Here is a 25,499-nt window from a genome sequence, read left to right on the forward strand (position 1 = left end):
CGGCCCGCGGGCGGCCCTGCCGACGGTCCTGCCGACGGTCCTGCCGACGGCTCTGTCGGCGGTCCTGCGGGCGGCCCTGCCTGCGCCCCGGCCGGCTCGGCCGCGCCGACCGTCCCGGAGCTCACGAGGCGGCTCCGGGAAGGCCGGCCAGGGCGGACAGGACGTCACGGCGGTCGACCACGCCGATCGGCCGGCCGTCCTGGACGACGCGGACCGGCAGGTCCGAGTGGAGTACGGCGGGCACCGCGTCGCGGATGACCGTCTCGGCGGGGAGCGCGGTCTCGCCGGGCCGCTCGCCGTCGGCGGAGTCGCGGCAGATCCAGCGGAGCGACAGGACGTCGCCGCGGGGGACGTCCCTGACGAAGTCGGCCACGTACTCGTCGGCGGGGGAGCCGACCAGCTCCTCGGCGGTGCCGGTCTGGACGATCTCGCCCGCGCGCATGACGGCGATGCGCTCGCCCAGCTTGAGGGCCTCGGACAGGTCGTGGGTGATGAACAGCATGGTGGTGCCGACCTCGCGGTGCAGCCGGACGACCTCGGTCTGCATGTCGCGGCGGATCAGCGGGTCGAGCGCGCTGAACGGTTCGTCGAAGAGCAGCACCTCCGGGCCGGTGGCCAGGGCGCGGGCCAGGCCGACGCGCTGCTGCATGCCGCCGGAGAGCCGGTCGGGCAGGGTCTCGGCGAAACCTTCCAGGCCGACCAGAGTGAGCATCTCCCGGGCCCGCTCGTGCCTTCTCGCGCGCGGGACGCCCTGGATCTCCAGGCCGTAGGCGACGTTGTCGAGGACCCTGCGGTGCGGCAGGAGGCCGAAGTGCTGGAAGACCATGCTGACCCGGTTCCGGCGCAGGTCCCGGAGCCGGGCGGGGGAGGCGGCGCGCACGTCCTCGCCGGCGATGGAGATCTCCCCCGCGGTCGGTTCGACCAGCCGGGTGAGGCAGCGGACCAGGGTGGACTTGCCGCTGCCCGACAGGCCCATCACGACGAACACCTCGCCGGGCCGCACCGTGAAACCGACGTCCCGCACCGCGGCGACGCAGCCGGTCCTCTCCCGCAGCGCGACGGGGTCCAGCCCGGCGTCGGGACCGCCGAGAACACGGTCCGCCCGGGGGCCGAAGATCTTCCACAGGCCACGAACCTCGATCGCGGCGCCGTCGGGTGAGGCCACTTTCTCCTCCAAAGCTCACCGCTCCGATGCGGATGAGGCTAGGGGCGCAAGGGGTCACGATATGGCGGAAATATCAGGAATCACAATGCCGTGATCTTCTGGAGGCGCTCGTGCTTCTGATGTGTTATCCCGGATGCTGTGTTTTGGAACGGTACAAACAGCCATATAGGTACGACAAATACTTAATGCAGGTATCGGAGGGTCCGAATTAGAGTGCCGGATTGGAATTGGAGCTCCAGGTTCTCGCCTCTCTTGTCTCATGAGTGAGCATTTGTATGGCTATGGTCGGTGGTCTTGACTGGTTGAGATGTGCTCGAATAGCTGGGAACCATGGCGAATTCGGCCAGCGCGTTCGTCCACCGAGAGGGCAGCGGTCGGTGAGTACACAGAAGACCCGGGACGGCGGATTCCGTCTGCGCAACTGGCGGGTGCGTTCCAGGCTGATCGCGCTCATCCTGGTGCCGACCGCCGCCGCCGTGCTGCTGGGAGGCGTGCAGGTCTTCGGCTCCGTGCGCGCCGCGGCCGAATACCAGCGCGTCAACGACCTGGCCCGGCTCTCCGACCACATCGGCGCGCTCACCCACGAACTGGCCGGCGAGCGCGACCGCACCGCCTGGTTCATCGCCCTCGGCCGCCCGGAACGCGGCGAGCAGGGCGTGCGCGACCGGATGAACGCCGTGGACCGCGCGGCCGTGCGGGTGCGCGAGAGCGGCGCCCTGCTGCGGGACGCGATCGGCGGCCGCACCGGGGACGAGATCGAGGCCGCGCTGGCCCGCCTGGAGGACCTGGCGCAGCTGCGACGGCAGGCGCTGGAGGAGACGCTGCTGCCCGACGCCGCGATCGACGCCTACAGCCTGGTCATCGCCGACCTGCTCTCCCTCCACGACGAACTGGGCAAGGGCAGCTCCGACGACCTGCTGTTCGGCCGGTCCCTCACCCTGGACGCGCTCGCCCGGGCCAAGGAGAGCCTCTCGCTCCAGCGGGGCCTGCTCTCGGTGGTCCTGGTCGCGGGCCGGTTCGAACAGGAGCAGATGGAGCGGTTCCTCGGCGCGCTGGCCTCCGAGCAGAGCGAGCGCCGGGCGTTCGCCGCCGAGGCCGGAGTCGCCGAACGGCGCTTCTTCGACGAGGCGGTCAACGGCGGCGGCACCGACCGGTCCGGGTTCCTGCGGGAGCTGGTCCTGCTCCGCGCCGCCTCCGGAGCCCCGCTCCGGGGCCTGGACCTGGCCGAGAAGGACGACGCCGGGCAGTGGTACGAGGCGGTCTCGGCGACGATCGACCGGATGCGCACCGTCGAGGAGCGGCACGCCCGGCAGATCGTGGCCCGCAGCGGCGAACTCGGCGACGCCGAGCGGAACCGCGCCCTGCTGGCCGCCGGATCGGTCGCCGGGCTGCTGCTGGCCGTACTGCTGATCACCAGCGGGGTGGCGCGCTCACTGGTCCGGCCGCTGCGGCGGCTCCGCCGGGAGGCCCTGGAGGTCGCCGGCGAACGGCTGCCGCAGTACGTCCAGCGGGTGCGGGAGTCGCGCGACGGCGAGATCGGCGGGCTCGGCGACATCGCGGCCGAGGTGCCCCCGATCGGGGTCCTGTCCCGCGACGAGATCGGCGAGGTGGCCCGCGCCTTCGACGAGGTCCACCGGGAGGCCGTACGGCTGGCGGGCGACGAGGCGAAGCTGCGCCACACGGTCAACGCGATGTTCGTCAACCTCTCCCGCCGGAGCCAGACGCTGGTGGAGCGCCAGCTCACCCTGGTGGAGCGGCTGGAGCGCGGCGAACGCGACGACCGCCGCCTGGCCGACCTGTTCAAGCTCGACCACCTGGCCACCCGCATGCGCCGCAACAGCGAGAACCTGCTCGTCCTCGCCGGGCAGGAGGTGGCGCGCCGCTGGCGCAACCCGGTCGAGGTCATGGACGTCGTCCGCGCCGCGCTCTCGGAGGTGGAGAACTACGACCGGGTGGTCACCCGCGTCCAGTCCGAGGTGGCCGTAGCCGGGCCCGCGGTGAGCGACGTGGTGCACCTGCTCGCCGAACTGGTGGAGAACGCCCTGTCGTTCTCGCCGGGCGAGACCGAGGTCGTCGTCTCCAGCAGCCGCATCGACGGCGGCGGCGTGATGATCTCGGTGACCGACCAGGGCATCGGCATGACCGCCGACGAGCTCGCCGAGGTCAACCGGCGCCTGGCCGACCCGCAGCCGGCCGATGCCTCGGTGGCCCGCCGCATGGGCCTGTTCGTGGTCGGCCGCCTGGCCCTCAAGCACGGCATCCGGGTCCGGCTCCGGCCCCAGGAGTCCGGCCTGACCGCAATGGTGCTGCTCCCGGAGGACCTCCTCGCCCCCCTGCCCGGCGCGTCCCCCGCCGCGCCCGCCCAGGCGTCCCCGTTCGACCTGGCGGCGAGCCGCTCCTTCCCGCCCTTTCCGTCCTTCCCGTCCGGTCCCGAGGCGGTCCCCGCGGCGGGACCGGACCGGGGACCGGCCCGCCCCCGGACGCCCGCCACCCTGTCGGCGCCCCTGCCGGAGGGGGTGACGGCCCTGCCGCCGCAGACCCGGCAGCCCGGGCCGCTGCCGGGGACGGGCACCTCGGCCCTGGACGCCGGGGACGAGTACCTGCCGATCTTCGCCTCGGTCGAGTCCGGCTGGTTCCGCACGGGCACCCTCGAACCCGTGCGCGGGCCCGGACCTGCGCGCGAGGAGCCCGCCTCCGCCGGAGAACCCGGTGGGCGGCCGCCCACCGCCGCACCCGGGCAGGACTGGTCGTCCCCCGCGGACAGCGGCTGGCAGGCGGCGCGGGCCGTGAGCGAGCCCGCGCACGGCGGGCTGACCACCTCGGGACTGCCCAAACGGACACCCAAGGCCAATCTGGTCCCCGGCTCCGTGCCCGCCTCCCCGGCCCAGGCCCCGGCCGGCCTGCGTCCCCAGAGTCCGCCGGGTTCCTCCGGGACCCCACCGCAGCCGCTCGCCCGGCCGCCGCAGCCGGTGGCGCCCCTGTCCGCCGAGCGGGTGCGCGACCGGATGGCGAGCTTCCAGCAGGGCGTGCGCCGGGCCCGCAACGAACTCCCGAACCGGGAGAGCTGAGCCGTGACCGATCCCTACTGGAACGACCCCCGCGGCCCCGGCTACGGGCCCCCGCCGGGTCCGAGGCACGGCGGGGGCGGAGAGTACGGGCGGCCCCCGTCCGGCCCGCCGTACGGCGGGGGCGGGGAGTACGGCCCGGACTCCGGAGCGGGGTACGGCCCGCCGCAGGAGGAAGAGGAGAGCTCGCTGGTCCGCATGTACGCCGTCACCGGCGGGCGGACCGCACCCCGGACCCAGCTCGCGATGGAGGCGCTGGTCTCCTCGGCGACCTCCGGCCGGCTGGGGCTCTCCTTCACCCGGGAGTACCGCGCGATCAGCGAGCTGTGCCGCCACGTCCGTTCGGTCGCGGAGATCTCCGCGCTGCTGGGCATTCCCCTCGGCGTCGCCCGGGTGCTCATCGCCGACATGGAGTCCGAGGGCCTGGTCCGGATCTACCATCCCCAGGTCCAGGAGAGCGGTCCCGGCCGCGACCTCCTCGAACGCGTCCTCGGCGGCCTCCGCCGCCTCTGACCTCGATGGTCCGGGCGGGTCTCGTTCCGTCGCACCAAGCCCGACCACCGCACGGAGCGGGACCCGGCCGGAGCGAGGGGCGGAACCGCGCGGTCAGGGGAGCCACCAGCAGGCGGCGACGAGTTCGCAGACGAGGGTCTCGGTCAGCAGCGCCACGTCAGGGTCGTCGTCGTGCCGGTAGCGGACGGAGGCGGCGGCGCCGGGGACGTCGCCGCCGACGGTCAGGACGGTGGAGCCGCGCTCCCGGATCCACTCCATGGCCTGCCCGTCGTAGCGGGAGCCGGGGAACAGCACGGCCCGGTAGTCGAGGGTCTTGGTGAGGTAGACGTCGACGTGCGCCCAGTCGCCGGTCTCGCAGGCGTCGGCGGCCCGGCGGGGCCCCTCGCGGAACATCAGGGCGGACTGCTCGGCGGACGACAGCCTCTCGGCCGGGGCGATCGTGTAGACGCCGGCCGGGCCGTCCAGCAGGGCCATGGCGGGTTCCAGCCACTCGCCGCGCCGGTCCAGCAGGTCGGCCGTGGCCTCCGCGCTCCGGCGCAGCAGCGCGGGCACGTCCGGGCCCGCGCCGGTCAGGCGGCCGTTCAGGGCCAGCAGCAGGGCGAGGGTGTGCTGGAAGGTACGGCAGGCGACGCCGCCCCGCTCCTCGCCCGCGAGCATCGGCACGACCAGGTCGGCGCCCTCGGTGATCGGCGAGTCCGGCCGCTCGGTCATCGCCGCCACGAAGGACCGGCCCCGGTGCCGGGCGACCGCGTCCAGGGTCTCGCGGCTGCCGCCGGTGGCGGAGACGGCCACGACCAGGGTCTTCGGGTCGGCCGGGTAGGAGAGCGAGGCCGAGGCGTACTCGGCGGCGGCGTCGACCCCGGCGGCGCGCAGGCGGAGCGCGGCCACCCCCGCGGCGTACCGGGAGCTGCCCATGCCGAGGAGGATGACCCGCCGGATCCCCTCCGGCGGCAGCGCCCCGAACGGGTCGCCGGCCTCCAGGGCGTCGGCCAGGCCGGCCAGGGCGGCGGGCTTGGCCTCCAGATCGGCGAGGTACAGCTCGGAGTTCACGTCGTCTCCTCGGTCAGGTCAGGTCAGGTCGGGTCGGAGCGGGGCGGGACGCGCACGGACGGTGCCGGGCCCGGGTGCCGGCGCGCGTCGTCATCCGGGATCGCCGGCGGGTCGGGTCCGTGCCCGGCCGTGCGGCGGCGGGTGGTCAGCCGTACCAGGAGCGCAGGACGCCCATGGGGGCGTAGCGCCAGCGGGGCAGGTGGCGGGCGGCGTAGACGAGTTCGCGGCACTCCTGTTCGAGGGCGAACGCGCTCAGCAGCCCCTCGTGGAGCAGGTGGGCGTGCCCGCGTTCGCGCAGGCGACCGGTGTAGGCGTCCCGCAGGGAGAGGGTCGCCCGCGCCGCCCACCGCGCGGTCGCGGCGGGGTCGGCGCCCCGGCGCCGGATCGCGATCTGCCCGGCGTGCTCCAGGCTGGTGGACAGCTGGGCGAGGTCGCGGGCGGCCGGCTGGTAGGGGTCGGTGTCGGAGACCGTCGGGTTGCCGTCGAAGTCGACCACGGCGTAACCGCCGGACCAGCGGAGGATCTGGCCGACGTGCAGGTCGCCGTGGATGCGGATCAGCGGGGTCGCGTCGTGGCCGTTCAGGGCGCGGAACCTCTCCGCCATGAGGCCCGCGCGGGCGGCCAGCCACTCGCCGTCCTCGCCGTCGGTCAGCGCCAGCGCCTCGCGGAGCGCCGCCTCGGCGCGGGCCGCCCACGGGCCCGGCGGGCACGCGTCCGGTCCCGGGTCGCGGGGCCGATCGGGTCCTCCGCTCCCCGGGCTGTGGGCGAACGGTCGCTCACGCCCGTCGGGCGGGAGCCGTACCGGGTCGGGGAAGGTCCCCGACGGGGCGGCCAGGGCGACGTGCAGGTCGGCGGCGAGCACGCCCAGGCCGGCGGTGAAGTCCGTGCGGCCCGCGGCGGCCTCGTCCACGCACCATTCCCAGCCGTCCCGGGCGTCCGGCAGGTAGGCCGTCACCAGGGCGAGGAGCTCGCCACCGCGGGTGAGCGCCGCGTAGGGCGCGGCCGTGGCGGTGAAGCCGACCGCCGACAGGTGGGCGAACATCTCGGGGGCGGGCTGGGGGAGCGGAGCGGGAGGTGTGAGCCATTTCACTACGACGGTCTCGCCGACGACCACCGAGTGGTTGGTCTGATCGACGTCGAAGCCGCGTTCAACCGCCCCGGCGGGCAGGACGGGCAGCGGGTGGAAGCGGGTGACGTCGTACGGTGCGGGAACGTGCCATGCCAGGGCGGACAGCAGCTCGGCGGTCCGGCCGTCGCCGGCGCGGGGGGCGCCGTCGAGGCGCTCCCATATTGAAGGTCCGTTCAGCAAACAGATCAAGCTTCCACGTGGTGATGTCGCGATCAGTGTTGCTCAAGTTGATGTTGCCTGCAACACTCCTGCTTTGGTCTGTCACGTCCGAAACGACCGAACCACCCTCATACATCTGAATTATGAAGGAGTAGCGGCTGTGTCCCGTTCCCGGTACACCCGTCGTCTTCCGGCTGCCGCAGTGGCCGCCGGTCTCGCGCTCGCACTCTCGGCGTGCGGCGGGGAGGCCGCCGACACCGCCGCGTCCCCCGCGTCCGGCGCAGCCGTCGACCAGCTCGACCCCAACGCCGACCTGTCGAAGCAGAGCCTCACGGTGACCGTCTGGGACGGTTACACGCCCAAGGAACTGCCCCAGGAGATCAAGAGCAAACTCAAGTTCGACCTGAAGGTCACGCTGCACGACACCAACGAGGTCGCGATGGCGAAGCTCACCTCGGGCGCCGACACCGGCATCGACGTGGCCTTCGTCTCCGGGCAGTACGCCCAGGCGCTCAACGAGGCCGGGCTGCTGGAGCCGCTGCACCCCGAGCTGATCCCGAACCTGGCCAACCTCTACCCCGAGGCGAAGGAGCTGGCCTACGACAAGGGCAACACCTTCTCCGTCCCCTACACCTGGGGCACCACCGGCATCTGCTACCGGGAAGACCTGGTGAAGACGAAGCCGGCCAGCTGGAACGACATCCTCGACCCGCCCGCCGAGGCCAAGAAGAAGGTCACCATGATGACCACCGAGCGCTGGCTGGCACTGCCCGCCATCAAGGCGCTCGGCTACTCGGTCAACACCCGCAGCGACGAGGAGCTGGCCAAGGTCAAGGAGAAGCTGCTCGCGGCCAAGCCGAACCTGCTCGCCTACGACGACACGACCTTCGGCGACCGCCTGAAGAGCGGCGAGGCCGTCATGGTCGAGGCGTGGGACGGCTGGTGCCCGACCTCCGAGAAGAACATCAAGTTCGTGGTCCCCAAGGAGGGCAGCGACCTCTGGGTGGACACGATGGTCATCCTGAAGTCCTCCAAGAACAAGGAGGCCGCGCACGCGTTCATCAACCACATCCTGGACCCGAAGGTGCACGGCTGGGCCGCCTCGAACATCCTGTACAAGGTGCCGAACAAGGCCGCGATGGACATCGTCGACGCCGACCTGAAGGCGCAGAACACGCCGCTGCAGATGAGCCCGGCGGACCTGCTCCAGGGTGAGTCGATCATCGACCTGGGCGAGGACTCGGCCAAGTTCACCCGCCTGGCGACCGAGGTCGCGGCGAAGCAGTGACCGGTTCCACCGTCGTCTCCGGCGCGGCCGCGGCATCGCGGTCGCGCCGGTCGCGCGCGCTGGGGCGGCTGGTCTTCCTCGGGCCCGGCCTCGCCTACCTGGTCGCGTTCCTGCTGATCCCGCTGGCGCTGGTGCTCGGCTACACGGTGTTCCGCCGCGGGCGGTTCGGCGGCGTCGTCTACGAGGTGACGGGGGAGAACTTCACCCGGCTGCTGGACCCGCTCTACCTCGAGGTCGTGCTCGGTTCGCTGAAGCTGGCCACGATCGCCACGGTGATCGCGCTGCTCGCCGGGTATCCGACGGCGTACCTGATCGCCCGGCTGCCCCGCCGGTGGAAGACGGTCGCGCTGGTCGCGATCGTGCTGCCGTTCTGGACGAACTTCCTGGTCCGCGTCTACGCCTGGATCGTGCTGCTGAGCGGTCCCGGCCTGCTCAACGGCGCGCTGGAGAAGATCGGCCTGGGCCCGTACGAACTGCTCTACGGCCAGGGCGCGATCGTCACCGGCCTGGTCTACTCCTACCTGCCGCTGATGGTGCTCCCGCTGTACGCCGCGATCGAGCGGCTCGACCCGCAGCTCCGCGAGGCCTCGGCCAACCTCGGCGCCTCGCCCGCGCGCACGTTCTTCTCGGTGACGCTGCCGCTGACCAGGTCCGGGGTGGTCACCGGGTGCCTGTTCGTCTTCGTGCCGAGCTTCGGCAACTTCATCGTCCCCGAGCTGCTCGGCGGCGGGCGTTCGATCATGGTCGGCAACCTGATCAGGGACCAGTTCCTCAAGGCGCGCGACTGGCCGTTCGGCTCCACGCTCGCGCTGGCGCTGCTGGCCGTGCTGATCGTCCTGCTGCTGCTGCAGGCCTGGAGTGCCCGCCGTGCGTAAGCCCCGACTGCTGTACGTCCCCTTCTGGGCGACCTACCTCTTCCTGTACGCGCCGATCGTGGTGCTGGTCGCCATGTCGTTCAACTCCGGCGGCTCGCCGTACTCCTTCGACGGCTTCAGCCTCAAGTGGTACGGCGAGCTGGCCGGCAACGCCGAGATCCGGCACGGCCTGGTCAACACCCTGATCGTGGCCGCGGGGGCCACGGCCCTGTCCACGGTGCTCGGCACGCTGCTGGCGGTCGGCATGGCCCGGCACAGCAGGTCGAAGGCGCTGGACGCGATCGGCGTGCTGCCTGCGGTGCTGCCGGACCTGGTGCTCGGCATCGGCCTGCTGATGTTCTACGTCTGGGTGAAGATGGAGCTGGGCCTGCACTCGGTGCTGCTGGCGCACGCGGTCTTCGGCACGGCGTTCGTGGCCGCGGTGGTCCGCACCCGGCTCGCGCACGCCGACACCTCGCTGGAGGAGGCCTCCCGCGACCTGGGCGCGACCCCGGTGACCACGTTCTTCCGGATCACCCTGCCCCAGCTCGCGCCGGGCATCGCGGCGGGCGCGCTGCTGGCGTTCACGCTCTCCGTCGACGAGTTCGTCATCGCGTTCTTCACCTCGGCGCCGACCGAGCCGACCCTGCCCATCGTCATCTACTCAATGGTCCGCTTCGGGGTCACCCCGGAGATCAACGCGCTGGCCACCGTGCTGCTCGCGGTGAGCTTCACCGTGGTGATCGCGGCCCAGCGGATGACCCGACTGACGGAGTCCCTTTCCTGATGCTGCAGATCACCGGTGTCAGCCGCCGCTTCGGAGACGTCACCGCGCTGTCGGACGTCTCCCTGGAGATCCGCCAGGGCGAGTTCTTCGCCCTGCTCGGCCCGAGCGGCTGCGGCAAGACCACGCTCCTGCGGATCCTGGCCGGGTTCGAGTCGCCGGACGCCGGCTCCGTCACCCTCGACGGCGCCGACCTGCTGGGCAGGCCCGCGCACCGCCGCCCGGTCAACCTGATGTTCCAGTCCTACGCGCTGTTCCCGCACATGACCGTGGCCAAGAACGTCGCCTACGGCCTGGAGCGGGAGCGGCTGCCGAAGGCGGAGGTCCGCACCCGGGTCGGCGAGGTGCTGGAGAAGGTGGGCCTGACCGAGGCGGCCGGGCGCAGGCCGCACCAGCTCTCCGGCGGCCAGCGGCAGCGGGTCGCGCTGGCCCGCGCGATCGTCAAGCGGCCGCGGCTGCTCCTGCTCGACGAGCCGCTGTCCGCGCTGGACAAGCAGGTGCGGGCGGAGATGCAGCTGGAGCTCAAGCGGCTCCAGCACGAGGTCGGCATCACCTTCGTCGTGGTCACCCACGACCAGGAGGAGGCCATGTCGCTGGCCGACCGGATCGCGGTCTTCAACGCGGGCCGGGTGGAGCAGGTGGACGAGCCGGTCGCGCTCTACGAGCGGCCGCGCACCCCGTTCGTCGCCGGGTTCGTCGGCGCGGGCAACCTCTTCCCGGGCCGGGCGTGCGCGGTGGGCCTGGCCGCCGACGGGCTCGGCGTGCTGCCCGGCGCCTCCGACCTGCCCGACGGGACGTCCGCGCTGCTGGCCGTACGGCCGGAGCGGGTGCGGCTGGCGCCCGAGACCGCGGAGGGCGCCGGCACGCTGCGGGGCGAGGTGGCGGACGTGAGCTTCTACGGCGGCGTCTCGCACGTCTCCGTCGCCGTGCCGGGCTGCGAGCGGCCGGTCCTGGTGGCCGTCCAGGGCGCCACCCGGGCCCGGCCGGGCACGCGGGTGGCGCTGTCCTGGGCGCCCGAGGACGGGGTCCTGGTGCCTCAGTGAGACGTCTTCAGCGGGTTGCCCGTGACCGTCCGGGCGTAGGAGAGGATCAGGTCCGCCGCCTCCTCCGGGCCGATCACCGGATGGCGGGCCGTTATGCGGTAACCGTACGCGTCCTCCAGCGCGACGAGGTTGCGCGCGATGACCAGGGAGTCGTCGGCCAGCGTGAAGGTCCCCAGCGCGCTGCCGGTCTCCAGGATGCTCTGGTACATCGAGACCTGCCGGTCGTAGAGCGTGGTGAGCAGCAGGGCGTACATCCGGTTGCGGGAGGCGGCGCCGCCGAGTTCGTTGAGCAGCCGCACGTCCGGGTCGTCCGGGCCGTGCGGCAGGCCGGAGCGGATGGTCACGACGAGCTTCTCGGCCGGGTCGCGCATGCCGCTGATCCGCTTGAGGCGCAGCTCGTAGAAGCGCTCCATCCCGGCGTGGTGGGCGTCCACCAGCAGTTCGCCGAGGTTGGGGTAGTGGTAGAGCACCGCGCCGGAGGTCAGTCCCGCCTCCTCGGCGACGTGGTTGAGGCCGACGCCGTCGGTGCCGTGCCGGATGATCGCCCGGCGCGCCGCGTCGATGAGGTCCACCCGTCGGTCCGACCGGCTCTTGCGCGCCATATTTCCCCGTTCGTCACCCTTGGTTTATGCCGGGGTCCATAGTGACCGCTGTCCGGCATTTCCGCTAGATCAATATTTAAACCAGTATTCACCAGATTCCAAAACCCCTGATCTCGGAGGACACGATGGCTCTTACGATCCTGTTCATGCCGGAGAGCGCCTACGGGCCGACGAACAACTGCATCGGCATCGGCGACATTCTTCGTAAGCGCGGCCACCGGGTCGTTTTCGCTGCTGAAGCCTCGTGGAAGGGGAAATTGACGGCGCTCGGCTTCGAGGAGGACCTGGTCGACCTCGCCCCGCCGTCGGAGGAGGAGCAGGACGCCGGGCAGTTCTGGAAGGACTTCATCCGCGACACCGCGCCGGAGTACCGCAAGTCCACCGCCGAGCAGCTGGAGACGGTGACCAAGCCGATCTGGGACGCGCTCATCGACGGCGCGAAGTACTGCGAGCCGCAGCTCAAGGAGATCATCGAGCGGGTGCAGCCGGACGTCATCGTCGAGGACAACGTCATCGCCTTCCCGGCGCTGGTGACCGCGGGCAAGCCGTTCGTCCGCATCGTCTCCTGCAACCCGCTGGAGGTCCGCGGCGAGGGCGTGGCGCCGGTCTTCTCCGGCCTGCCCGCCGGCGACCGCTCCGAGTGGGACGCCTTCCGCGCCGAGTACGACCGGACCCACCGCGAGATCTGGACCGCCTTCAACGAGTGGGTCGTCGAGCAGGGCGCCCCCGCCCTGCCGGACCTGGACTTCATCCACTCCGGCGACCTGAACCTCTACGTCTTCCCGGAGATCGCCGACTACACCGACGCCCGGCCGCTGGGGCCGAGCTGGCACCGCCTGGACTCCTCGGTCCGCGAGACCGACGAGGAGTTCGAGCTGCCGGAGGCACTGAAGGGCGGCGAGGGGTCGCTGGTCTACTTCTCGCTCGGCTCGCTCGGCTCGGCCGACGTGGAGCTCATGCAGCGGGTGATCGACGTGCTGGCCACCACCCCGCACCGCTACATCGTCTCCAAGGGCCCGCTGCACGAGGAGATCAAGCTCGCCGGCAACATGTGGGGCGCGGAGTTCCTGCCGCAGACCAAGATCCTGCCGCTGGTGGACCTGGTCATCACGCACGGCGGCAACAACACCGTCACCGAGGCGCTGCACTTCGGCAAGCCGATGATCCTGCTGCCCCTGTTCTGGGACCAGTACGACAACGCCCAGCGCGTCCACGAGCTCGGCTACGGCGTGCGCCTGTCCACCTACGGCTTCGCCGACGCCGAGCTGACCGGGGCGGTGGAGCGGCTGCTGGGCGACGCCGCCCTGCGCGGGAGGCTGGCCGCCGCCGGCGAGGAGATCCGCCGGCGCGACGGCCTGCGCCGCGCCGCAGACCTGATCGAGCAGGCCGGCACCGGGGCCTGACGGCCGACCACATCTACCAGGGACGTTCCATGGGCATTCTGATCAACCCGGCGACGGGCGAACCGCTGCACGAGGCGCCCGACACCCCGGTCGCGGAGGTGGCGGCGGCCGTACGGCGGGCGCGGGCGGCCTTCGCGGAGTGGGGCTCGGCGACCCCGGCCGAGCGGGCGCGGGTGATGCTGCGCTTCGCCGACCTCGTCGAGGCCGACGCCGAGGAGCTGACCCGGCTGGAGGTCGCCGAGACGGGCAAGCCCGCGGCGGTCTTCCGCGACGGCGAGCTGCCCTTCGCGGTCGACAACCTCCGCTTCTTCGCCGGGGCGGCCCGCTCGCTGGACGGCACCGGGGCGGGGGTGCTCAGCGCCGGCTACACCTCGGTGCTGGTCCGCCGCCCGGTCGGCGTCGTCGCCTCGATCGCGCCCTGGAACTTCCCCCTGGTGATGGCGGTCTGGAAGGCCGGGCCCGCGCTCGCCGCGGGCAACGCGGTGGTGGTCAAGCCCGCGCCGCGGACGCCGGGCAGCACGCTGCGCCTGGCCGAGCTGTTCGCGGCGGCCGGCGCGCCCGACGGGCTGCTGCAGGTGGTCCTCGGCGACGCCGAGGCCGGCGGGGCGCTGGTGGACGACCCGGGCGTGGACATGGTGAGCGTCACCGGTTCCACCGAGACCGGCCGCGCCGTCATGCGCGGGGCGGCCGGCTCGCTGAAGCGGGTCCATCTGGAGCTCGGCGGCAAGGCCCCGGCCCTGGTCTTCGGCGACGCGGACCTGGCCGAGATGGCCCGGGGCGTGGCGATGGGCGCGACCTACAACACCGGCCAGGACTGCACGGCCGCCACCCGCGTCTACATCTCCCGCGAGGTCTACGACGAGGGCGTCGAAGCGCTCCGCGCGACGCTGGAGCGGATCAGGCCGGGCGACCCCTGGGACCCGGCGACCGACATCGGCCCGCTGATCTCCGCCGGGCACCGGGACCGGGTGCACGGCTTCGTCGAGCGCGCGGTGGCCGAGGGCGCCTCGGTGCTCTGCGGGGGCGCCCCGGCCGAGGGGCCAGGCTTCTACTACCCGCCGACGCTGATCGCCGGAGCCCGTCAGGACAGCGAGATCGTCCAGGGGGAGCTCTTCGGGCCGGTGCTGGTCGCCCTGCCGTTCGACGGGGAGGACGAGGCGGTACGGCTGGCCAACGACACCCCCTACGGCCTGGCCTCCTCGGTCTGGTCGGCCGACGTCGCCCGCGCGCTGCACGTCTCGCACCGCCTCGACGTGGGGGTCACCTGGGTCAACGACCACCTGCCGATCGCCTCGGAGGCGCCGCACGGCGGGGTCAAGGGCAGCGGCTTCGGCAAGGACATGAGCCAGGAGGCGGTCCAGGAGTACTCCGTGACGCGCCATCTCATGATCAAGCACCAGGCGCCGGAGGCGAGGGACTCCTTCCGGCCTGCCTGAAAACGATGGGTGATTAGTGCCCGAATATCCCATTTATAGGGATTTGTCGATAGTTACTCCATTCGTAGTGACGATAAAGGATGTGCTCAAATTGCTTCCGCCGCTTCCCTACTCGGCGAGGGGTTACCTAGGCCAGTGAAGACACAAGACCGCCGGAGCCACCGGCCGGTGGGAGTACTCGGCAGCCTCCTGCCCGCCAACTGGCGTGTGCGTCCCCGTCTGGTCGCGCTGATCCTGCTCCCGACCGTGGCGGCCGTACTGCTGACCGGGCTCCAGCTGACCACCGCGCTGTCCACGGCGACGGAGTACCGGCGGATGTCCGAGGTCGCCTCGCTCGTCGAGCGGCTCGGCGTCCTCTCCCACGAGATGGCTCTCGAACGCGACCTCACCGCCTGGTTCATCGCCGACCAGCGCCGGCCCGCGCGCCTCGTCAAGGTCAGGGAGCAGCGCGAGGTCGTCGACCGGAGCGCCACCGAGACGCTGAAGGCGGTGGCGGCCATCAGCGGCGAGCACGCCACCCGCGTCCGGACCGAGGCCTCCCAGATCCGCCGCTGGCTGCACGGCCTCCCCGGCCTGCGCCGGCTCATCACCGAGGGCAGCGTGCTCCCGCGCGCCGCCCTCGGCATGTACTCGCGGATGATCGCCGACTTCGTCACCCTCCACGACGACCTCGGCCGCAGCGGCGGCGACGAGCGCCTGACCGGTGACTCGCTGGCGCTGGGCGCGCTGTCCCGGGCCAAGGAGCAGGTGGCCAGGCAGCGGGGCATCCTCCTGGTCGCCCGCCTCGAGGGCGGCTTCGACTTCGACGACCCCGCCGACTTCCTGGGCGCCTACCGCAGCCAGGTGAGCGAGGTGGCGGCCTTCCAGGCGACCGCGAGCGCGGCGCAGAACAGACGCTTCCGCGAGCTGGTCGGCGGTCCCGAGGTCGACCGGGCCGACGCCACCCGCGCCCTGGTCATGTCCCGGATGCGGGAGAACCGGACCCTGGGCACCGTGGGCATCCGCAGCTGGTTCGACTCCTCCACCGCGATCGTGGACGGCATGCGGACGCTCGAGCGCGACATGGCCGCCGCGGTGGTCGCGCGCAGCCAGGAGCTGGAGGGCGCCGAACGGCGCAGCGCCATGATCTCCGGTGGCGCGATCCTGGTCCTGCTGGTGCTGATCCTGCTCATCACCGCCTGGGTCGCGGGCACGCTGGTCCGTCCGCTGCGCAGGCTGCGCAGCGAGGCCCTGGAGGTGGCCGGCAGCAAGCTGCCCGAGACCGTCCGCGTGCTGCGCGAGTCCGGAGACCTCGCCCCGAACATCGAGGTGCCCTCGATCGGCGTGCTCTCCCGCGACGAGATCGGGGAAGTGGCCCGGGCCTTCGACGAGGTCCACCGCGAGGCCATCCGGCTGGCGGGCGACGAGGCCCGGCTGCGGGCCAACGTCAACGCGATGTTCGTCAACCTCTCCCGGCGCACCCAGTCGCTGGTGGAGCGGCAGATCGACCTCATCGACGACCTGGAGCAGGGCGAGCAGGACGACGACCGGCTGGCCAGCCTCTTCAAGCTCGACCACCTGGCCACCCGCATGCGCCGCAACTCCGAGAACCTCCTGGTCCTCGCGGGCCAGGAGCAGAGCCGCCGGTGGAGCGAGCCGGTCCCGCTCGGCGACGTCGTGCGCGCCTCGCTGTCGGAGGTCGAGAACTACGAGCGGGTGACCCTCCGGGTGGAGGCCGGCACGCTGATCATCGGCCAGGCCGTCAACGACATCGTCCACCTGATCGCGGAGCTCGTGGAGAACGCGATCTTCTTCTCGCCGCAGGACACCAAGGTCACGGTGACCAGCAACGGCAACGAGATGGGCAGCGTCGTGCTGGCGGTCACCGACTCCGGCATCGGCATGAGCGACGAGGAACTGGCCGAGGCCAACCGGCGGCTGGCCGAGCCGCCCGCGGTGGACCTGTCGGTCTCCCGCCGGATGGGCCTGTTCGTGGTCGGCCGCCTGGCACTGCGCCACGGTATCCGCGTCCAGCTCCGCCGTCCCGAGGCCGGCGGCCTCAGCGCCGTCGTCCTGCTCCCGCCCCGGGTGGTGGCCCAGTCCATGCGGCCCGACCCGGCGGCCCTGGCCGCCGCGGCCGCGGGCCGGGCGGCCACGCCGGAGGCGGACCCGTTCGCCGCGGGCCTGCGCCACGACCCGTTCGGATCGGCGCCCGCCGGGGTGGGAGCCGGTACGAGGGCCGGTGCGGGGACCGGTTCGTTCGGTCCGGGGCACCCGTCGTTTGAGATGTCCTCCTTCGGGGCGTTCCAGTCGGCCGAGGCCCCGCTCGCGGCGCCCAGCCCGGCGGAGGCCCCGCCCGCCGTACCGCCGATGCCGCCGGTGCGCCGGCCGGGCGAGCGGCCCCCCTTCGGGATGCCTCCGATGGACGACACGCCGTTCGGCGCGCCGCCCGGGGCGAGGCCGGCCGCCGGCCCCGCTCCGGCCGAGGCCGGTCCGGCTCCGCAGGCCCCCGCCGGGCCGCCGCCCAGCGTGGCGGACCTGTGGTCGAAGCCGGTGGTGTCGGCCTCGGAGGTGGAGAGCCTGTGGTCCTCGCCGCTGACCCCGACCCCCGCGCCGCCGTCCCGGCGTCCGGTCCAGCCGTCTCAGCCGCCCCAGCCCTCCTGGCAGGACCAGCCCTCCTGGCAGGAGGCGTCGGCCGCCCCCGAGCCGTCTGCGGCCCCGGCGGCCCCGGCGGCCCCGGCGTCCTGGCAGGACCGGTCGGCGCAGCCGTCCTGGCAGGAGGCGTCGGAGGCGGACCCGTGGTCGCCGCACCGGCTCGACCCGGGCGAGAACACGCAGACGCTGCCCGCGGTCGGGGTGTCGGCGACCGAGCCGGAGCCGGAGGAGTTCCTGCCCATCTTCGCGGCGGTGGGCTCCGACTGGTTCCGTAGCAGCATCCCCGCCGACAAGACGGATAAGCCGGATGAGACCGCCGGGTTCGGGCCGGTCGAGGACTCTGGGGCCTCCGGGGTCTCCGGGGCGGAGCACCGGTCCGCGCCCGCGCCCGCGGCGGCGGCCGAGCGGCAGCCCTGGAGCAGCACCCCCGCCGACCAGGGATGGGCCGCGGCCGAGGCGGCCAAGAAGCCCGCCGAGGGCGGCCTGACCGGGGCGGGCCTGCCCAAACGGGTGCCCAAGGCCAACCTGGTCCCCGGATCGGCTCCCTCCGCGCCCGCGGCGCCGGTCTCCCCGATGCCCCCGATCTCGGCCGAGCGGGTGCGCAGTCGTCTGTCCAGTTTCCAGCAAGGTGTACGGCAGGGTCGCGCCGAGATGAACGAGCGGTCCAACGCCGCCGAGGGAGAGAAGCAGTGAACCACCAACTCAGTCAGGCCGCCCGCGGCTTCAATTGGCTGATCACCGAGTTCGTCAAGGAGATGCCCGGCGTCGCCCACGCGGTGATCGTCTCCGCGGACGGCCTCCCGCTCGCCTACTCGCAGGGCTTTCCGAAGGACCGCGCCGACCAGCTCGCCGCGATCACCGCGGGTCTGATCAGCCTGACGCAGGGGGCCGCCCGGGTCTTCGAGGGAGGGCCGGTGGTGCAGACCGTGATCGAGATGCAGCGGGGCCTCCTGCTGACCATGTCGATCAGCGACGGCTCGGCGCTGGCCGTACTGGCCTCGCCGGACTGCGACATGGGCCTGGTGGCCTACCAGATGACGCTCCTGGCGGAGCGCGCGGGGCAGACGCTGACCCCGGCCCTGCGGGCGGAGCTCCAGGCATCTCAGCGGTAGGCGGCCGTCACTCGCGCAACAGCAGGACAATAACCGATAAGGAGGGATAGCATCCGATGAACGAGCCGCCGCCTCAGGCCAAGAGCGGGCGAGATCGTCTGATCCGTCCGTACGCTGTGACCGGGGGAAGGACCGCTCCTCGGACGCAGCTCGCGCTCGAGGCGCTGGTCTCCTCGGCGACCGCTCCGAGTGTGGATCCCTCCATGCTCTCCACAGAGTGTCAGGCGATCATCTCGATGTGCCGTCAGGTGCGTTCGGTCGCCGAGATCTCGGCCCTGCTGCGTATGCCGCTGGGCGTGACTCGGGTGTTGATCGCGGACATGTCGGCCGAGGGCCTGGTACAGATCCACCAGCCGTCGCTGAATGCCGGAAAGCCGGATCTCAACTTGCTTGAAAGGGTGCTCAGTGGGCTTCGCAGGCTCTGACGCCGGGATGACCTCGACGAAGATCGTCGTTGCCGGCGGCTTCGGTGTCGGCAAGACGACCTTCGTCGGAGCGGTCTCCGAGATCATGCCGCTGACCACGGAAGCGGTCATGACGGAGGCGAGCTCGGGGGTGGACGACCTCTCGCACATCCCGACGAAGCGGACCACCACCGTGGCGATGGACTTCGGCCGGGTCTCCCTGGACCGGGACCTGATCCTGTACCTGTTCGGTACGCCGGGCCAGCACCGGTTCTGGTTCATGTGGGACGACCTCGTCAAGGGCGCGATCGGCGCGATCGTCCTGGTCGACACCCGGAGGCTGGCGGACAGCTTCCCGGCGATCGACTACTTCGAGGAGGCCGGCCTGCCGTTCGTGGTCGCCCTGAACGGCTTCGGCGGCGCCCACCTCCACGGCGAGGAGGAGGTGCGGGAGGCGCTGACGATCTCCCCGCACGTCCCGATCGTCAGGACCGACGCCCGTTCCCGCGAGGCGGTGAAGTCGACCCTGATCACCCTGGTCGAGCACGTTCTCACCCTCCGCGTCTGACGGCTCCCGGCCGTTCCCGGCCGGCCTCCGGCGCGGGCCCGCCCTTCCCGGCGGGCCCGCGCCGCGTCAGCCGGTCCGGCGGGCGCTCCGGTGCCAGGCGAGCACGCGCCGCTCGACCCGGAGGAAGAGGGAGTTGAGCACGAACCCCAGCACTCCGAGAAGCACGATGGCCGTCCACATGGACGCGATGTCCACCTGGCTCTGGGCCACCAGCATGTGGTAGCCGATCCCCTCCGTGCTGCCGACGTACTCCGAGATGATCATCATGATCAGGGCCAGCGCCACGCTGATCCGCAGGCCGGCGAAGACCTTGGGGGCCATCGCGGGCAGGATGACCCGGAGGAGCTGCGCGGTCCTGGAGACGCCGAACACCTCGCACGTCTCCAGATAGGCGCGGTCCACGTGCCGCGCACCGTCCAGCGTGTTGATGAGGACGGGCCAGACGACGCCGAAGACGATGGCGGCGAGCTGGAGGGGCGTGCCCACCCCGGTCAGGGTCATGGCGATCGGGATCAGCAGCGGCGGCGGGATCGACCGGAAGAAGTGGATCAGCGGGTTGACGCAGTCGTACGCCGAGGCGGAGCGGCCCAGCGCGACCCCGGCGACGACGGCGACCGCGCACGCCGCCGCCCACCCCAGCAGGAGGCGGCCCAGGCTGGGCAGCAGGTGGTCGACCGCCTCCTGGGTGAGGAAGAGGCGGCCGAGCGGCCCGGAGAACCACAGCTCGTGCAGGCGGACCAGGATCGCGGAGGGCGGCGGGAAGTAGACCGCGCCGGCGAGCCGGGCGGCCAGCTCCCACCCGAGGAGCGCGACGGGGACGATCCACAGCCGGGCGATCCACGCCGCCGCCGAGGCCGCGCGGTCCCCGGCTCCGGGCGCGGTCATGCGGCTCCCTCCCCGGCCTGCGTCCGGTGCCAGCGGAAGGCCCGCCGCTCCGCCCCGCTGAGCACGGAATTGACCAGCAGGCCGATGACCCCCGTCCAAGCGGTGGCCGCGATCATCAGATCTCGGCGGTTGCCCGCCGCCGCGTCGCTGACGAAGGTGCCGATGCCGTCGCCCCCCGCCACGAGCTCGACGCTCACCGCGACGATGAGGGCGACCGAGGCGGAGATCCGCACGCCCGTGGCGATGAAGGGCGCTGCGCTGGGCAGGGACACCCGGCGTACGACGGCGTAGCGGCCGAAACCGAAGCTCTGCAGTGTCTCCTTGGCCAGCGGGTCGACGTCGCGCAGGCCGTAGAGCGTGTTGATGAGCACCGACCAGTAGGAGGTGTACACGATCAGCGCGATCTTCCCCTGGTCCGCCAGGGCGAAGAGCGCGAGGGGCAGCAGCGCCACCGAGGGGATCGGGCGCAGGAACTCCACCAGCGGCCGCACGGCGCGCTCGGCCCTGGGGAAGGTGCCCAGCACCAGCCCGGACGGTACGGCCGCCGCGGTGGCCAGCAGCAGTCCGGCCGCAGCCGAGGAGAGGGTGTCGCCCACCCCGGCGAGGAACTCTCCGTCCAGCAGGAGGCCGAACGCGCCGGAGAGGACGGAGGAGGCCAGCGGGACGGCGTACGGGTCGACGACCCCGGTCCTGCCCAGTGCCTCGGCGACGAGGAGGAACCCCGCGATGCCCAGGGCACCGCGGAGCGCCGTTCCGGTGTTCATTGCGGGGCTGCGGCCAGCAGGGAGGCGGCGTCCACCTTGTTCTTGGTGATCGCGAACTCGGAGAGCAGGTCGGCCACGCGCTGGACCCGGGTGGGGTTCAGCGAGGTGGAGAAGGTGCCCATCGCCATGGTCGCGGCCACGTCGGCGGGGATCTGCGTGAAGGTCGGGATGACCTTGTTGAGGGCCTGGCGGTCGGACGCCGCGATCTGCTGCGCCTTGCCGATCGCGCGCTGGAAGGCCGCGGCGGTCTTGGGATGCTTGGCGATCCAGTCGTCGGTGGAGGCCCAGCCGTCGAGCGGGAGCCCCTCCGTGGGACCGGACAGGGTGTCGATCAGCAGGGTGGCGCCGAGGTCCTTCTGCGCGGCGGAGATGTAGGGCTCGGTGAGCCACGCCGCGTCGACGGTGCCCGCCTTGAGCTGGGCGAGCTGGTCGGCGAAGGGCACGGGCACGAACTTGACGTCGGACGGCGCCAGGCCGTGGACCTTCAGCTGGGCGCTGACGGTGACCTCGCCGAGGGCCTTGACCACGTTCACCGCGATGGTCTTGCCCTTGAGCTGCTTGGGTTCGCGGATGGGGGAGTCCTTGACGACGACGACCCCGTTGACACCGGGCGCCCCCTGCTGGGACTCCGCGAGCATCTTGAGCTTGGCCGCACCGGAGTCACTGATGGTGATCAAGGAGACGTAACTGGTCAGGAAGGCGTCGATCTGACCGTTGAGGATTTTCGGCATGACCGCCTGCGGAGCCTGGATCGTCTCCGTCTTGATGGTCAGGCCCTCCTCTTTGAAGAAGCCTCTTTCCTGCGCGATGAAAAGCGGAGCGGAGGACGGCACCGGTACGACGCCGATGGTCAGCTCGGTCTTCTCAAGGCCGTTGGACGCCGCCGGTTTCTCCGCTTCGGTGCCAGAGGTGCCGCATGCGGCGAGTGTCAAAGCCGTGGCGAGTCCGATGAGGGAGTTGCGGATCACGCGTTTGTTTCCCATGGAACCTCCTTAATCGGAAGCCGCGTTCTCCCGTATCGGTCCCATGCGGGAGAAGGTCGCGGCACGACGGCGCGTCAGCCTAGCGGATACGTGATCGTTAAAGCGAGGCGGCGGATATTACTTAAATAATGGCCTGTCCGAAAACGGGGGAGCGAAATGCTCTCGGAGACCCCGGCGGCCCGGAATGCGCGGAATGCGCGGAGCGGCGACGGCTTCCCGGCGGCCGGGAACGCGCGGGGCGCCGGAGGCTTCCCGGCGGCCGGGAAAGCGGCTTCACGGATGGCGGAAGGGCGAGTGGGCGACGCCGTGCCGCAGGCGGTTCCCGTCCGGGCGGGGGCGATCCGCCTTGTGCCGGACGGCCCGCGCGGTCGCCCCGGTGGTGCGTGTTCGGGACCTGCCCCCGCTCTCGGTGGCCAGGTCGCCGCGGCAGGGCGCCGCCGTCCCGGTGGAGGGCCGGACGTTCCGGACGCTGCTTCAGTATCGGCGGCCGCCGGTGTTTTCCCGTACTCCTCACCACCTGTTATGTGAGGAGTGCGGTACGGGCGTCTGTTGAACGGTCATCCAGGAAAGGACGGCGGTTTTCCGGTCCCGGGTGCCCCCGTGCCGTTCGGATTTCCGCAGGAAGGGCCGTGAGGCGTACGGGGAAGCCTCGGAAGAACCGGACCGGAAGTGCGGCGCCCCGGAAAGCGTCCGATGCCGGCCGAGCCGGACACCGCAGGGCCGGTCCGCTGATCTGCGGTCCGGCGGCGCGGGGCGGGGAAACGGCCGCCCGCTCGCGGGGCGGATCCGAGCCGGGGCGGCGGCCCGGCGGGGGGATTTCGGAAGCCGTACTCGTTGAACTGCGATTGAAGAGCGGTCGGGCCGGGGTTCATCCAGGATTGCTTGACCGTTTTGTGGATGTTTTCTCCACATCATCAAGTTATGCACCAAGAGGGGGACTTGATACTAGAGTGGCGGGGGTAATTTAATCGACATTCCCCGCTCTGTGATCCCGCCATTTCCGGAGGCCGCCGCCCTGTGCCGGCCGGCCTTCTCCGCTTTCCTCCTGGAGGACGCATGAAACTCCGTTCGTCGTTCGTCGGTCTGCTGACGCTGGCCCTGATGGCGGTCGCCGGGTGCGGCGGCGCCGATGAGCCGACCACGGCCTCCGGGGCGTCCGGGGCCTCCGCGGGCGGCGCCGGCCTGGAGAAGACCACGATCAACGTCGGCACGATGCCGGTCGTCGACACGGCCCCGCTGCAGATCGCGATGGAGAAGGGCCTGTTCAAGGCCGAGGGCCTCGAGGTCAAGCCGAGCGTACTGGCGGGCGGCGCGGAGGCGATCCCCAAGCTCAAGGGCGGCAGCCTGGACATCAGCTTCGGCAACTACGTCTCGTTCTTCAGCGCGACGGCCAAGGGCGCCATCGACCTGAAGATCGTCTCCGACGGCTTCCAGAGCGCGCCGAAGACGCATGTGATCATGGTCCCCAAGGACAGCCCGATCCAGACGGTCGCCGACCTCAAGGACAAGACCATCGCGGTCAACACCAAGCGCAACATCAGCACGATGCTGATCCGCGTCGCGGGCAAGGCGCACAACATCGAGCTCGACGAGGACAAGAACTTCGCGGAGTTCCCCTTCCCGGAGATGGAGGGCGCGCTGAAGGCAGGCACGGTCGACGCGGCCCAGGTCGTCGAGCCGTTCGGCACGTTCATCGCGCAGAACATCGGCGCCCGGGTCGTCTGGGACACCTCTCAGGGCCCGACCGCGGACTTCCCGATCGCCGGCTACGCGGCGACCTCGGAGTTCGTCGCCGCCAACCCCAAGACCGTGGCGGCGTTCCAGCGGGCGATGAGCAAGGCCCAGGAGCTGGCGGCCGACCGGGCCAACGTGGTCGCGGTCATCCCGAAGTACACCAAGATCCCCGCGACCGCGGCCGGCAGCCTCGCCATCGGCGCCTTCCCCACCACGCTGGACGCCACCCGCCTCCAGCGCGTCGCCGACAGCATGCACGAGTACGGCCTCCTCGACGCGCCGCTCAAGGCGCAGGACCTCATCTTCGCCGGAAAATGATCGGAACCCGTGCCGTCCGCGGGGTGACCGGGGTCTGCGCGGTGGTGGCGCTGGCCGAGGCGGCCGCCCGGCTGGAGGTCGTCGACCCGGAGCTCGTCCCGCCCGTGTCCGCAGTGCTGGTCCGCTCCGTCACGCTGGCGGGGGACCCGGTGTTCCTCGCAGGTATGGCGGACACGGTGCTGGCCTGGCTGGTCGGGCTCGCCTTGGCCCTCGTGGCGGCGGTCGCGGCCGGCGTGGTGCTCGGATCGGTCCCGTGGCTGAGCGTGCCGAGCCGGATCGTGGTGGAGTTCCTCCGCCCGATCCCCTCGGTGGCGCTGATCCCGCTGGCGATCCTGCTGTTCGGGTCGGAGACGGAGATGAAGGTCTCCCTGATCTTCTACGCCGCGACCTGGCCCATCCTGCTCAACACCCTCTACGCCCTGCGCGACGTGGACCCGCTGGCCAAGGAGACCCTGCGCAGCTTCGGCTTCGGGCCGCTGGCGGTGCTGTGGCGGGTCTCGCTGCCCAGCGCCGCGCCGTTCGTCGCGACCGGTGTGCGCGTCGCCGCGGGCATCGCGCTGGTCGTGGTGGTGGGCGCCGAGCTGCTGAGCGGCGGGACGAGCGGCCTGGGCGTCTTCCTCATCGAGGCGGGCAGCGCCGGGGGCAACACCGACGTGACGCTGGCCGGCGCGGTCTGGGCCGGGACGCTCGGCCTCCTGGTGAACGCCCTGCTGGTCAAGGTCGAGCAGGGCGCCTTCCGCTGGCACTTCGCGCGCACCGGAAGGGCGGCGGCATGAGCCCGCGGCCCGGTACGGCGGGCGGGACCGGTCAGGTCGTGCGGGGGCTGTTCTCCCGGCTCTGGCTCGCGGCGCTGCTGCTCGCCGGCTGGGAGGCGGTCACCCGGATCGTCGGGGAGAGCTACTTCCCGCCGCCGTCGGAGATCGCCGTCACGATGCACGACCTGTGGTTCTCCGGCCCGGCGAGCCGGCTCTTCCTCACCGAGGACGCGCTGGAGGACTTCGGGCACAGCCTGTACAACCTGTTCGGCGGCTGGGTGCTGGCCTGCGTCGCCGGGGTCGCGGTCGGTGTCGCGCTCGGGCTCTCGCGCCGGCTGTCCGACTACGTGGAGCCGATGGTCCACTTCGGGCGGGCGATCCCCCCGCCCACCCTGCTCTCCTTCTACGTCGCGGTCTTCAGCCTCGGCACGCCCATGCAGGTGGCGACCATCGTCTCCGGCGTCGTCTGGCCGGTGCTGCTCAACACCGTCGACGGCGTCCGCACGGTGGACCGGCTCCACCTGGACACCGCCGAGGTCTTCGGGGTGCGGGGCGGCCGCAGGCTGCTGCGGGTCGTCCTGCCCGGCGCCGCACCGAAGATCGTGGCGGGGCTCCGGATCAGCCTGGGCATCGCGCTGATCCTGATGGTCCTGTCCGAGCTCGTCGGCAGTACGGCGGGCATCGGATCCCTCCTCATCGGAGCCCAGCGCAGTTTCGAACTGCCCGAGATGTGGGCCGGGATCATGCTGCTCGGCCTGCTGGGATACCTGCTCAACGCCGCCTTCGTCGCGGTGGAGCGGCGGGCGCTCGGCTGGCACCTGAACGCACGGGAGGCGGCGTGAGCCTCCGAC

At 71.9% G+C, this 25,499-nt stretch carries 22 protein-coding genes; 15 read left to right on the top strand and 7 right to left on the bottom strand.

Annotation, left to right across the window (positions count from 1 at the left end; translation table 11 throughout):
* Positions 1–121 precede the first annotated feature (121 nt).
* Entirely contained in the window at positions 122–1,165 is a 1,044-nt protein-coding gene (locus IEZ07_RS18775; RefSeq protein WP_191895924.1) for a quaternary amine ABC transporter ATP-binding protein, read from the bottom strand.
* Positions 1,166–1,542: 377 nt separating this feature from the next.
* Between IEZ07_RS18775 and IEZ07_RS18780 the strand changes: the two genes are divergently transcribed.
* A complete protein-coding gene (locus tag IEZ07_RS18780; protein ID WP_239320115.1) occupies positions 1,543–4,233 on the top strand; it encodes a sensor histidine kinase in 2,691 nt (896 codons plus the stop codon).
* A 3-nt stretch (positions 4,234–4,236) separates the two neighbouring features.
* Complete coding sequence (locus IEZ07_RS36205; protein WP_191895925.1) at positions 4,237–4,743, top strand: DUF742 domain-containing protein; 507 nt, start codon at positions 4,237–4,239, stop codon at positions 4,741–4,743.
* Between the two features lie 93 nt (positions 4,744–4,836).
* Here IEZ07_RS36205 and IEZ07_RS18790 read toward each other — a convergent pair whose 3' ends face one another.
* Positions 4,837–5,793, bottom strand: a complete 957-nt coding sequence (locus IEZ07_RS18790; RefSeq protein WP_191895926.1) for an SIS domain-containing protein — start codon at positions 5,791–5,793, stop codon at positions 4,837–4,839.
* Between the two features lie 145 nt (positions 5,794–5,938).
* A complete protein-coding gene (locus IEZ07_RS18795) occupies positions 5,939–7,111 on the bottom strand; it encodes a hypothetical protein (protein ID WP_191895927.1) in 1,173 nt (390 codons plus the stop codon).
* 130 nt (positions 7,112–7,241) lie between these two features.
* On the opposite strand from IEZ07_RS18795, the gene IEZ07_RS18800 reads away from it, so the two are divergent.
* From IEZ07_RS18800 to IEZ07_RS18815, 4 genes are read left to right on the top strand one after another with little or no spacing between them, the layout of a single operon-like run.
* Positions 7,242–8,369 (top strand): polyamine ABC transporter substrate-binding protein, encoded by a 1,128-nt coding sequence (locus IEZ07_RS18800; RefSeq protein ID WP_191895928.1) that lies wholly within the window; start codon positions 7,242–7,244, stop codon positions 8,367–8,369.
* Complete coding sequence (locus IEZ07_RS18805; RefSeq protein ID WP_191895929.1) at positions 8,366–9,244, top strand: ABC transporter permease; 879 nt, start codon at positions 8,366–8,368, stop codon at positions 9,242–9,244. Before IEZ07_RS18800 ends, IEZ07_RS18805 begins: the two co-directional genes overlap by 4 nt.
* Entirely contained in the window at positions 9,237–10,010 is a 774-nt protein-coding gene (locus tag IEZ07_RS18810; protein WP_068895318.1) for an ABC transporter permease, read from the top strand. Before IEZ07_RS18805 ends, IEZ07_RS18810 begins: the two co-directional genes overlap by 8 nt.
* Positions 10,010–11,050: an ABC transporter ATP-binding protein gene (locus IEZ07_RS18815; RefSeq protein ID WP_068895041.1), complete on the top strand. Its 1,041-nt coding sequence runs from the start codon at positions 10,010–10,012 to the stop codon at positions 11,048–11,050. The genes IEZ07_RS18810 and IEZ07_RS18815 overlap by 1 nt, the downstream gene beginning before the upstream one ends.
* Here the strand turns inward: IEZ07_RS18815 and IEZ07_RS18820 are convergent.
* Entirely contained in the window at positions 11,044–11,622 is a 579-nt protein-coding gene (locus IEZ07_RS18820; protein ID WP_231647198.1) for a TetR/AcrR family transcriptional regulator, read from the bottom strand. The two genes, IEZ07_RS18815 and IEZ07_RS18820, sit on opposite strands and share 7 nt — an antisense overlap.
* Before the next feature lie 155 nt (positions 11,623–11,777).
* Here IEZ07_RS18820 and IEZ07_RS18825 point away from each other — a divergent pair, with 155 nt between their 5' ends.
* The 6 genes from IEZ07_RS18825 (at position 11,778) to IEZ07_RS18850 (ending at position 19,209) form a co-directional block, all read left to right on the top strand.
* On the top strand, positions 11,778–13,055 hold the full coding sequence (locus IEZ07_RS18825; RefSeq protein WP_191895930.1) for a glycosyltransferase: 1,278 nt from the start codon (positions 11,778–11,780) through the stop codon (positions 13,053–13,055).
* 29 nt (positions 13,056–13,084) lie between these two features.
* Positions 13,085–14,491: an aminobutyraldehyde dehydrogenase gene (locus IEZ07_RS18830; protein WP_191895931.1), complete on the top strand. Its 1,407-nt coding sequence runs from the start codon at positions 13,085–13,087 to the stop codon at positions 14,489–14,491.
* A gap of 135 nt (positions 14,492–14,626) precedes the next feature.
* Complete coding sequence (locus IEZ07_RS18835) at positions 14,627–17,818, top strand: sensor histidine kinase (RefSeq protein ID WP_191895932.1); 3,192 nt, start codon at positions 14,627–14,629, stop codon at positions 17,816–17,818.
* Positions 17,815–18,237, top strand: a complete 423-nt coding sequence (locus tag IEZ07_RS18840; protein WP_068895050.1) for a roadblock/LC7 domain-containing protein — start codon at positions 17,815–17,817, stop codon at positions 18,235–18,237. Before IEZ07_RS18835 ends, IEZ07_RS18840 begins: the two co-directional genes overlap by 4 nt.
* A gap of 56 nt (positions 18,238–18,293) precedes the next feature.
* The gene (locus tag IEZ07_RS18845; RefSeq protein ID WP_068895052.1) at positions 18,294–18,662 is read left to right on the top strand and encodes a DUF742 domain-containing protein; all 369 of its coding nucleotides are present in this window, start codon (positions 18,294–18,296) and stop codon (positions 18,660–18,662) included.
* Positions 18,663–18,669: 7 nt separating this feature from the next.
* Entirely contained in the window at positions 18,670–19,209 is a 540-nt protein-coding gene (locus IEZ07_RS18850) for a GTP-binding protein (protein ID WP_068895054.1), read from the top strand.
* Between the two features lie 66 nt (positions 19,210–19,275).
* Here the strand turns inward: IEZ07_RS18850 and IEZ07_RS18855 are convergent, their stop codons facing one another.
* From IEZ07_RS18855 to IEZ07_RS18865, 3 genes are read right to left on the bottom strand one after another with little or no spacing between them, the layout of a single operon-like run.
* Complete coding sequence (locus IEZ07_RS18855) at positions 19,276–20,094, bottom strand: ABC transporter permease (protein WP_191895933.1); 819 nt, start codon at positions 20,092–20,094, stop codon at positions 19,276–19,278.
* Positions 20,091–20,858, bottom strand: a complete 768-nt coding sequence (locus IEZ07_RS18860; RefSeq protein WP_191895934.1) for an ABC transporter permease — start codon at positions 20,856–20,858, stop codon at positions 20,091–20,093. Before IEZ07_RS18860 ends, IEZ07_RS18855 begins: the two co-directional genes overlap by 4 nt.
* Positions 20,855–21,841, bottom strand: a complete 987-nt coding sequence (locus IEZ07_RS18865; RefSeq protein ID WP_191895935.1) for an ABC transporter substrate-binding protein — start codon at positions 21,839–21,841, stop codon at positions 20,855–20,857. The genes IEZ07_RS18860 and IEZ07_RS18865 overlap by 4 nt, the downstream gene beginning before the upstream one ends.
* A gap of 1,056 nt (positions 21,842–22,897) precedes the next feature.
* On the opposite strand from IEZ07_RS18865, the gene IEZ07_RS18870 reads away from it, so the two are divergent.
* From IEZ07_RS18870 to IEZ07_RS18880, 3 genes are read left to right on the top strand one after another with little or no spacing between them, the layout of a single operon-like run.
* Positions 22,898–23,893: an ABC transporter substrate-binding protein gene (locus IEZ07_RS18870; protein ID WP_191895936.1), complete on the top strand. Its 996-nt coding sequence runs from the start codon at positions 22,898–22,900 to the stop codon at positions 23,891–23,893.
* Positions 23,890–24,669: an ABC transporter permease gene (locus tag IEZ07_RS18875; protein WP_191895937.1), complete on the top strand. Its 780-nt coding sequence runs from the start codon at positions 23,890–23,892 to the stop codon at positions 24,667–24,669. The genes IEZ07_RS18870 and IEZ07_RS18875 overlap by 4 nt, the downstream gene beginning before the upstream one ends.
* Positions 24,666–25,490, top strand: coding sequence for an ABC transporter permease (locus tag IEZ07_RS18880; protein WP_191895938.1), 825 nt, complete (start codon positions 24,666–24,668; stop codon positions 25,488–25,490). Before IEZ07_RS18875 ends, IEZ07_RS18880 begins: the two co-directional genes overlap by 4 nt.
* Positions 25,491–25,499 lie beyond the last annotated feature (9 nt).

This window comes from Planomonospora parontospora, from assembly GCA_014647935.1.
Taxonomy (GTDB): domain Bacteria; phylum Actinomycetota; class Actinomycetes; order Streptosporangiales; family Streptosporangiaceae; genus Planomonospora; species Planomonospora parontospora.

Coding starts and splice junctions, on each gene's coding strand:
- IEZ07_RS18825 (WP_191895930.1), top strand. CDS start 11,778: ATGGCTCTTACGATCCTGTTCATGCCGGAGAGCGCCTACGGGCCGACG.
- IEZ07_RS18875 (WP_191895937.1), top strand. CDS start 23,890: ATGATCGGAACCCGTGCCGTCCGCGGGGTGACCGGGGTCTGCGCGGTG.
- IEZ07_RS18815 (WP_068895041.1), top strand. CDS start 10,010: ATGCTGCAGATCACCGGTGTCAGCCGCCGCTTCGGAGACGTCACCGCG.
- IEZ07_RS18850 (WP_068895054.1), top strand. CDS start 18,670: ATGACCTCGACGAAGATCGTCGTTGCCGGCGGCTTCGGTGTCGGCAAG.
- IEZ07_RS18880 (WP_191895938.1), top strand. CDS start 24,666: ATGAGCCCGCGGCCCGGTACGGCGGGCGGGACCGGTCAGGTCGTGCGG.
- IEZ07_RS18865 (WP_191895935.1), bottom strand. CDS start 21,841: ATGGGAAACAAACGCGTGATCCGCAACTCCCTCATCGGACTCGCCACG.
- IEZ07_RS18860 (WP_191895934.1), bottom strand. CDS start 20,858: ATGAACACCGGAACGGCGCTCCGCGGTGCCCTGGGCATCGCGGGGTTC.
- IEZ07_RS18845 (WP_068895052.1), top strand. CDS start 18,294: ATGAACGAGCCGCCGCCTCAGGCCAAGAGCGGGCGAGATCGTCTGATC.
- IEZ07_RS18830 (WP_191895931.1), top strand. CDS start 13,085: ATGGGCATTCTGATCAACCCGGCGACGGGCGAACCGCTGCACGAGGCG.
- IEZ07_RS18855 (WP_191895933.1), bottom strand. CDS start 20,094: ATGACCGCGCCCGGAGCCGGGGACCGCGCGGCCTCGGCGGCGGCGTGG.
- IEZ07_RS18870 (WP_191895936.1), top strand. CDS start 22,898: ATGAAACTCCGTTCGTCGTTCGTCGGTCTGCTGACGCTGGCCCTGATG.